This window comes from Halomonas kalidii (assembly GCF_030010475.1).
GTDB lineage: Bacteria > Pseudomonadota > Gammaproteobacteria > Pseudomonadales > Halomonadaceae > Halomonas > Halomonas heilongjiangensis.
The window spans coordinates 23,063-30,655 of record NZ_JASCQN010000038.1; the positions used below are offsets into that span (position 1 = coordinate 23,063).

Sequence of the window (7,593 nt, forward strand, 5' to 3'; positions counted from 1 at the left end):
GACATTGGATGGCGCGAAAAACCGCCGCCACCGCCACTTGCCGGCCGGTCGCCCTGCCCGACGAACCGCCCCTATTGCTTACAATAAATTACAGATGACAACCTTGCAAGGACAATCTGAGCCGTCTCATCCCGCCCGTACGAGCAGAATCATTACGCTGGATCAAGGAAAAGGTTGAATCGACGGCGCGAACTGCTGGGCGGGGGCGGTCGGCAGGGGCTAGAATCGTGGGTGTCGCTATCCTTTGCTGCACCCGCGAGGCGCCATGAACGACTATCGCTCCCCTGCCCCCGAGATGCCGCCCGAGGTGGTCGAACCCGCCGAGTCGCCGCTGGCCGGGGCGGGGCACCGGGTCTCCGGCCCCGACGGCCTGCGCGGGCTGTCGCGCCGGCTGGTGAAGGACGGGCTGCTCTCCGAGCCCGCCGCGGTGCGCGCCGAGCAGGAGGCCCGCGAGGCCGAGATGTCGCTGCTCGAGCACGTGATCGAGTCGGGCCTGGTGCCGGCCCGCCAGGCCACCCTGACCGCGGCCTGGGAGTACGGCCTGCCGATCATCGACCTCGACGCCCTGCGCGCCGACGGCCTGCCGCCGGCGGGCGACTTCCCCGAGAAGATCCTGCGCCGGCTCAAGGTGCTGCCGCTGATGCGCCACGGCCACCGGCTGACCGTGGCGGTGCCCTTCCCCTCGACGCTGGCCCTGCTCGACGAGCTGCAGTTCGCCACCGGCCTCACCCCCGAGGGGGTGCTGGCCCCGGTCGACCAGCTCGGCCCGGCGCTGGAGAACTACCTGACCCAGAGCGAGCACAGCATGCTCGACGAGCTCAAGGGGGTCGACGACGCCATCGGCGAGCTGGCCTACGACGAGGGCGAGAGCGAGGCGATCGATCCCCAGGCGGTGAACGCCGAGTCCGGCGACGACGCGCCGATCATCAAGTTCGTCAACAAGATCCTGCTCGACGCCATCCGCCGCGGCGCCTCGGACATCCACTTCGAGCCCTACGAGACCAGCTACCGGGTGCGCTTTCGCATCGACGGCATCCTCCACGACGTGGCCCACCCGCCGTTCGCCATGCGCACGCGGATCGCCGCGCGGCTCAAGGTGATGTCGCGGCTCGACATCTCCGAGCGCCGCCTGCCCCAGGACGGCGCGATCAAGCTCAAGCTCTCCAAGAGCCGCTCCATCGACTTCCGCGTCAACTCGCTGCCCACGGTGTACGGCGAGAAGGTGGTGCTGCGCATCCTCGACCCGGCCTCGGCGCAGCTCGGCATCGAGATGCTCGGCTTCACGCCGGAGCAGCGCGCCATGTACGAGACGGTGCTCGACCAGCCCCAGGGCATGATCCTGGTCACCGGCCCCACCGGCAGCGGCAAGACGGTGACCCTGTATACCGGCATCAACCTGCTCAACGCGGTGGAGCGCAACATCTGCACCGCCGAGGACCCGGTGGAGATCAAGGTGCCGGGGGTCAACCAGGTCAACGTGCTGCCGAAGATCGGCCTGGACTTCGCCAGCGCCCTGCGCGCCTTCCTGCGCCAGGACCCCGACGTGGTGATGGTCGGCGAGATCCGCGACCTGGAGACCGCCGAGATCGCGGTCAAGGCGTCGCAGACCGGCCACCTGGTGCTCTCGACGGTGCATACCAACTCGGCGGCCGAGACCCTCTCCCGCCTGGCCAACATGGGGGTGGCGCCGTTCAATATCGCCAGTTCGGTGAGCCTGATCATCGCCCAGCGCCTGGCGCGCAAGCTGTGCCCCCGCTGCAAGCAGCCGGCCGACATCCCCCGCGAGGGGCTGCTGCAGCAGGGCTTCAGCGTCGAGGAGGTCGACCATGCCACCATCTTCTCCCCGGTGGGCTGCAAGCACTGCACCCAGGGCTTCAAGGGCCGGGTGGGGATCTACGAGGTGGTGCCGATCAGCGATGCCATGAGCCAGTTGATCATGCGCCAGGGCAATTCCATGGACTTCGACACCCTGGCCCGGGAAGAGGGCCACCCCGACCTGCGCCGCAGCGGCCTGCTCAAGGTGATGCAGGGGCTGACCAGCCTGGCCGAGGTCAACCGGGTGACCAAGGACTGAAGGGAGGCTCATGCAGCGCCGCCGCGGGCGGCGCGTGACGCTGGACAACACGAATGCCATAAACGGTAACAACACCATAAAGCCCCCCGGGCCTATAACGAATATACAGCTAGCAACGACGCAGGGAACATTCATGGCCACACGCACGATGCGCGCGCCGGACAAGATCAAGCTCTATCGCTGGCGCTGGAGCGGAAAGGGACCGAACGGCCGCAAGGTGAGCGGCGAGATCATCGCCGCCAGGAAGGCCGAGGTGGAAAAGGAGCTCACGGGCCAGAACATCGTCGTCAAGACCGTGCGCCGCAAGGGCGGGCTCGGCGGCGGCATGGGCAAGATCAAGCCCCGCGACATCATGCTCTTCGCACGCCAGATGGCGACCATGATCCGCGCCGGGGTACCGGTGCTGCAGGCCTTCCAGGTGGTCGCCGAGAGCCTCAAGAAGCCGGCGATGAGCGCCCTGGTGCAGGAGCTGATGAACGACGTGGCGGCGGGCTCGAGCTTCTCCGAGGCACTCAAGCGCCATCCCCAGCACTTCGACCGGCTGTTCGCCAACCTGGTCGAGGCCGGCGAGCAATCGGGCTCGCTCGACCGCATGCTCGAGCGGGTGGCGGCCTACAAGGAGAAGATCGAGTCGCTCAAGGGGCGCGTCAAGAAGGCGCTGTGGTACCCGGCGGCGGTGATCGCGGTGGGCTTCGGCGTCACCGCGCTGCTGCTGATCAAGGTGGTGCCGCAGTTCGAGAGCCTGTTCCACGGCTTCGGCGCCGAGCTGCCGGCGATGACCCGCATGACCATCGCCATGTCGGAGTTCGCCCAGCAGTACTGGTGGTGGGCGGTGCTCGGCCTGGCGGCCTTCATCTTCTTCATCCGCGCCGGCATGAAGCGCTCCGAGGCGTTCGCCTACCGCATGCACGCCCTGTCGCTGAAGATCCCGGTGATCGGCGACATCCTCGACAAGTCCTGCGTGGCGCGCTATTCGCGCACCCTGGCCACCACCTTCGGCGCCGGGGTGCCCCTGGTCGAGGCGCTGACCACCGCCGCCGGCGCCTCGGGCAACAAGGTCTACGAGCGCGCCGTCGAGCAGATCCGCGAGGACGTCTCCTCCGGCCAGCAGCTGCACTTCGCCATGCGCCTGACCGAGCAGTTCCCGCCGCTCGCCGTGCAGATGGTCGGCATCGGCGAGGAGGCCGGCTCGCTGGACGCCATGCTCAACCGGGTGGCCGACTACTACGAGGAGGAGGTCGACAACAAGGTCGACACCCTCACCTCGCTGCTCGAGCCGTTCATCATCGTGGTGCTCGGGGTGCTGGTCGGCGGCCTGGTGATCTCCATGTACCTGCCGATCTTCGAGCTGGGCAGCGTGATGTAGCACCGAGCACCGCCAACGATTCGGCCTGGACGTCCATGTCACTCGCCATGCTCGTGAGCGCATGGCCGAGCGACGCATATCCGAGGCAACGCTTTGCGAACTTATTGAAACTGGCATTACCCGTTACAAGGACGACATTCGGCTTTGGCTGGCCAAGGAAATGTCGGGCCGCCATGATAACCTGATCTGTGCGGCTGTGATTCTGGAGGATAGACTGGTCGTGAAAACCGTCATGCATCATTTTCGGTGGGAGGAGTGACGATGCGTACGACCTATGACGAAGCCGACGATATCCTGGTGCTTCACCTGGCGGACAAGCCGATTGCCAAGGAAGTCTCCCAGGACTGGAACACCCATATCAGCTACGCCGCGGATGGCACCATCGTCGAAGTGGTCATTCTCGAGGCCTCGAAACAAGGTGCCTGGCCGCTGCTCAAGAGCGAAGCCGCCTGACCCGTAAGGATACTCTTCTTGTTCGATTTACCCCCTTCCCTGCTCTGGCCGCTGGCGGCCGTCGTCGGCCTCTGCCTGGGCAGCTTCCTCAACGTGGTGATCGCGCGGTTGCCGGTGATGCTGATGCAGGGCTGGCGGGCCGAGGCCCGCGAGGCGCTGGAGCTGCCCAGCGAGGAGACGCCGCGCTTCAACCTGGTGACGCCGCGCTCGATCTGCCCCGCCTGCGAGGCACCCATCGCCTGGCACGACAACATCCCGCTGCTCGGCTGGTTCAAGCGCCGCGGGCGCTGCGCCAGCTGCCGGGCGCGCATCAGCCCGCAATACCCGCTGGTGGAGCTGGCCGGCGGCGCGCTGGCGCTGGCGGTGGTGGCGATCTTCGGCGCGACCTGGCAGGGCCTGTTCATCCTCGGCGCCTGCCTGACGCTGCTGGCGATGGCGGTGATCGACCTGCGCACCCAGCTGCTGCCCGACATGCTCACCCTGCCGCTGCTGTGGGCCGGGCTGCTCTACCAGCTGCTGTTCCAGCCGCTGCTGCTCTCCTCGGCGGTGATCGGCGTCATGGCCGGCTACCTGGCGCTGTGGAGCTTCTACTGGCTGTTCAAGCTGGTGACCGGCAAGGAGGGCATGGGCTACGGTGACTTCAAGCTGCTCGCCGCGCTCGGCGCCTGGCTGGGCTGGCAGAGCCTGCCGCTGGTGCTGATCCTCTCGGCCGGGGCCGGCGCGGTGATCGGCGTGCTGGTGCAACTGGCGATCCCGCGGCTGCGCGGCGCGCCGATGCCCTTCGGCCCCTACCTGGTGGTGGCCGGCTGGCTCGCCCTGCTCGCCGGCGAGCCGCTGATGGCGGCCTACCTCGGCCTGCTCTATTAACCGCGCTTCGGGGTCAGACCCCTAAGCGAATTTTGGGGTCTGACCCCAAGGGGGACTTAGCTTGATCATCGGTGTGACCGGCGGGATCGCTTCGGGCAAGTCGACGGTGGCCAGGGCCTTCGCGGCGCTGGGCATTCCCTGGGTGGATGCCGACGATGTGGCCCGCGAGGTGGTCGAGCCCGGCGAGCCGGCGCTGGCGGAGATCGCCGCGCGCCATGGCCGGCGGGTGCTGCTGGCCGACGGCCGGCTCGACCGCCGGGCGCTGCGCGAGATCGTCTTCGCCGACGAGGCCGAGCGGCGCTGGCTGGAGTCGGTGACCCACCCGCGCATCCGCGAGCGGCTGCTGGCCCACCTGGCGCGCCTGCAGGCCCGGGGCGCGCCCTATGTGCTGCTGGTCTCGCCGCTGCTGTTCGAGTCGGGCCAGCACCGGCTGGTCGACCGCCGCCTGGTGATCGACGTGCCCGAGGCGCTGCAGATCGCACGCACCGCCGCCCGTGACGACGTCGACGAGGCCCAGGCACGGGCCATCGTGGCCGCCCAGATGCCGCGCGCCGAACGCCTGGCCCTGGCCGACGACGTGATCGACAATGGGGGTGACGAGCAGGCCCTGGGCGCGCAGGTCGCGGAACTGGACCGGCGCTATCGAAACCTGGCAGGCTCGCCTTCAGTGCACTGACACGAGACCGACCCCGAGACCCCAACCCCGAGACAGAATGTCATGACGTCGCCGCAATCGAATCGCCCCCTGGAAGTCGCCTGCCCGCAGTGCCGCAAGAAGGTGCTGTGGAGCGAGCAGAATCCCTACCGTCCCTTCTGCAGCAAGCGCTGCCGGCTGCTGGACCTGGGCGCCTGGGCCGACGAGTCACACCGCATCACCGGTGAGCCGGCCATGGACGAGATGGATATCGATGCCCTGCTCGCCCAGGCCGACCGGGACGGTGGCCTGCAGTGACCGCCGATAGGCAGCCGCCCAGCCTGTCGCACCCGCCCGGGCTGCTGAAGCCCGAATATCGCCTGCTCGCCGAGGTGGAGGCGGCCTTCGATGCGCTGATCCTGCGCACCGAGGCGCTGCTGGGCGCTTACCACCAGGCACCCGGGGCGAGCTGGGCCTTCGGCGCGGAGCCGGCGAGCGAGCCGTGGCTGCGCCGGGCGCTGCTGGATTTCTGGTATCACGATGGCCAGGACGGCCGGGCGACGCGCGCCCATGTCGGGCTGGTGGCGGCCGGCGAGGCGCTGCTGGCCCGGGTCGCCGAGGCGAACGCGGCCAAGGCCGCCTTCGCCGCGCTGCTCGCCCAGATTCGCGAGCAGGTGCCGGCGCTGATCCCCGAGATCAAGACGGTACTGCCCTTCCGCCACCCGGCGCTCCACGACCACCTGCGCGGCCGGGGGCTGGCGCGGCTGCACCTCAAGCAGTGCTGGCGGGCGATCCCGGTGGCCGAGGCGCCGGTGGCGCGGGTGCGGCTGGCGTGGTACTCGAGCGGGCGCTCGATCAAGCGGCTGAGCGTGCGCGAGGCCGAGCAGAAGCTGCTCAAGCTCGACGCCGAGGCGCCCCATGTGAGGATCCAGCTGCGCAAGCTGGCCGGCATCCCGGACGGCGAGCCCCTGGCCCAGGTACAGCGCCAGGCGCCGTTGATGCGTGCCAACCTGTTCTTTCGCGAACCGCTGGAGGACGGCCGCAGCCGCCGGGCGCTGAACGTCGCGCTGCCGCTGTTCGTGCCCTCGCCCGACGGCCGCCTGCCCGACCACAACCTGCCCCCGCCGAAGCCCCCCGAGAAGCGCACCCGGGCACGGCGCAGCGACGAACGCCTGGAAGACGAACCCTTCCTGCCGAGCCTGCGGGTGTTTCGTTACCGATAAGCGTTCGGTTGCCGCCTAGCTCCCACAAGTCAGGGAATCTACCATCCTGTGGGAGCTTGGCCACGAGAGACTCATAGCCATACGGCATTCCAGTAGGGGTATTGGCCGATATCCTCGACCAGCCCGGCCCGCAACGGGTTGGCCACGATATAACGCGCCACCTGACGGAGGTCTTGATCCGATCGCAGGGCCCGATCATGGAAACCTCGCTGCCACATGCCCGGCTTGACCTCCAGCGAGACGCTAGCCTTGTAGAGCCGTACGGCTTCACTCAATTCGCCCTTGAGCTGGAGCAACCAATGGACGTGATCCGGCATGACGACATGGGCCAACGTATCCGACTGGGCAACGACACTATCGCTGTAGAAACTCCTGCAAGCCATTGCGGCATGTTCGAAGTCACTGAACCACGGGAACCGCTCTTTGGTCACGACAGTGATCAAGTAGCAGTAACCAGGAATTGATCGTCGCCCCTTGCGCAGCGCATGGCTTCGAGGAAGGTCCATTTCCATGGCCTCGTCCTAGCGATGGGATATTCCAATATCAGCATAGCCAAGGGGCACAGGCGGGCCCCCTGTGGGAGCCACGCTTTGCGGGGCGATGGCGGCGCTCTGCGGCGCTGGGCAGTCATCCACCAGGTTAGAGGCCACCGCCGGGGCGCCTAACGGCGCCAATCGCTCGGCGCAGCCAAGCTCCCACCAGGCAGGGAATCTACCTCCCTGTGGGAGCCACGCTCTGCGGGGCGATGGCGGCGCGAAGCGGCGCTGGGCAGTCATCCACCAGGTTAGAAGCCACCGCCGGGGCGCCTATCGGCGCCAATCGCTCGGCGCAGCCAAGCTCCCACCAGGCAGGGAATCTACCTCCCTGTGGGAGCCACGCTTTGCGGGGCGATGGCGGCGCGAAGCGGCGCTGGGCAGTCATCCACCAGGTTAGAAGCCACCGCCGGGGCGCCTATCGGCGCCAATCGCTCGGCGCA

The 7,593-nt window shown here is 68.0% G+C and carries 9 protein-coding genes; 8 read left to right on the top strand and 1 reads right to left on the bottom strand.

Going from position 1 to position 7,593, the window contains the following annotated elements:
* Window positions 1–265: 265 nt before the first annotated feature.
* From pilB to QLQ85_RS10780, 8 genes are all read left to right on the top strand, one after another.
* On the top strand, window positions 266–2,074 hold the full coding sequence (gene pilB / locus QLQ85_RS10745) for a type IV-A pilus assembly ATPase PilB (protein ID WP_282738978.1): 1,809 nt from the start codon (window positions 266–268) through the stop codon (window positions 2,072–2,074).
* A 133-nt stretch (window positions 2,075–2,207) separates the two neighbouring features.
* Window positions 2,208–3,440: a type II secretion system F family protein gene (locus QLQ85_RS10750; RefSeq protein WP_282738979.1), complete on the top strand. Its 1,233-nt coding sequence runs from the start codon at window positions 2,208–2,210 to the stop codon at window positions 3,438–3,440.
* 25 nt (window positions 3,441–3,465) lie between these two features.
* Window positions 3,466–3,699 (top strand): DUF4258 domain-containing protein, encoded by a 234-nt coding sequence (locus QLQ85_RS10755; protein ID WP_282738987.1) that lies wholly within the window; start codon window positions 3,466–3,468, stop codon window positions 3,697–3,699.
* 2 nt (window positions 3,700–3,701) lie between these two features.
* On the top strand, window positions 3,702–3,893 hold the full coding sequence (locus QLQ85_RS10760; protein ID WP_282738980.1) for a DUF2283 domain-containing protein: 192 nt from the start codon (window positions 3,702–3,704) through the stop codon (window positions 3,891–3,893).
* An 18-nt stretch (window positions 3,894–3,911) separates the two neighbouring features.
* On the top strand, window positions 3,912–4,760 hold the full coding sequence (locus QLQ85_RS10765) for a prepilin peptidase (RefSeq protein ID WP_282738981.1): 849 nt from the start codon (window positions 3,912–3,914) through the stop codon (window positions 4,758–4,760).
* Between the two features lie 61 nt (window positions 4,761–4,821).
* Entirely contained in the window at window positions 4,822–5,436 is a 615-nt protein-coding gene (coaE, locus tag QLQ85_RS10770; protein WP_282738982.1) for a dephospho-CoA kinase, read from the top strand.
* 42 nt (window positions 5,437–5,478) lie between these two features.
* Entirely contained in the window at window positions 5,479–5,712 is a 234-nt protein-coding gene (gene yacG, locus QLQ85_RS10775) for a DNA gyrase inhibitor YacG (RefSeq protein WP_102628309.1), read from the top strand.
* The gene (locus QLQ85_RS10780; RefSeq protein ID WP_282738983.1) at window positions 5,709–6,617 is read left to right on the top strand and encodes a DNA replication terminus site-binding protein; all 909 of its coding nucleotides are present in this window, start codon (window positions 5,709–5,711) and stop codon (window positions 6,615–6,617) included. The genes yacG and QLQ85_RS10780 overlap by 4 nt, the downstream gene beginning before the upstream one ends.
* A gap of 71 nt (window positions 6,618–6,688) precedes the next feature.
* Here QLQ85_RS10780 and QLQ85_RS10785 read toward each other — a convergent pair whose 3' ends face one another.
* Window positions 6,689–7,129, bottom strand: a complete 441-nt coding sequence (locus QLQ85_RS10785) for an REP-associated tyrosine transposase (protein WP_282738984.1) — start codon at window positions 7,127–7,129, stop codon at window positions 6,689–6,691.
* Window positions 7,130–7,593: the final 464 nt, after the last annotated feature.

Excerpts from the sequence above, each read along its gene's own strand:
- QLQ85_RS10785 (WP_282738984.1), bottom strand. The coding sequence starts at position 7,129 with ATGGAAATGGACCTTCCTCGAAGCCATGCGCTGCGCAAGGGGCGACGA.
- pilB (WP_282738978.1), top strand. The coding sequence starts at position 266 with ATGAACGACTATCGCTCCCCTGCCCCCGAGATGCCGCCCGAGGTGGTC.
- QLQ85_RS10750 (WP_282738979.1), top strand. The coding sequence starts at position 2,208 with ATGGCCACACGCACGATGCGCGCGCCGGACAAGATCAAGCTCTATCGC.
- yacG (WP_102628309.1), top strand. The coding sequence starts at position 5,479 with ATGACGTCGCCGCAATCGAATCGCCCCCTGGAAGTCGCCTGCCCGCAG.
- QLQ85_RS10760 (WP_282738980.1), top strand. The coding sequence starts at position 3,702 with ATGCGTACGACCTATGACGAAGCCGACGATATCCTGGTGCTTCACCTG.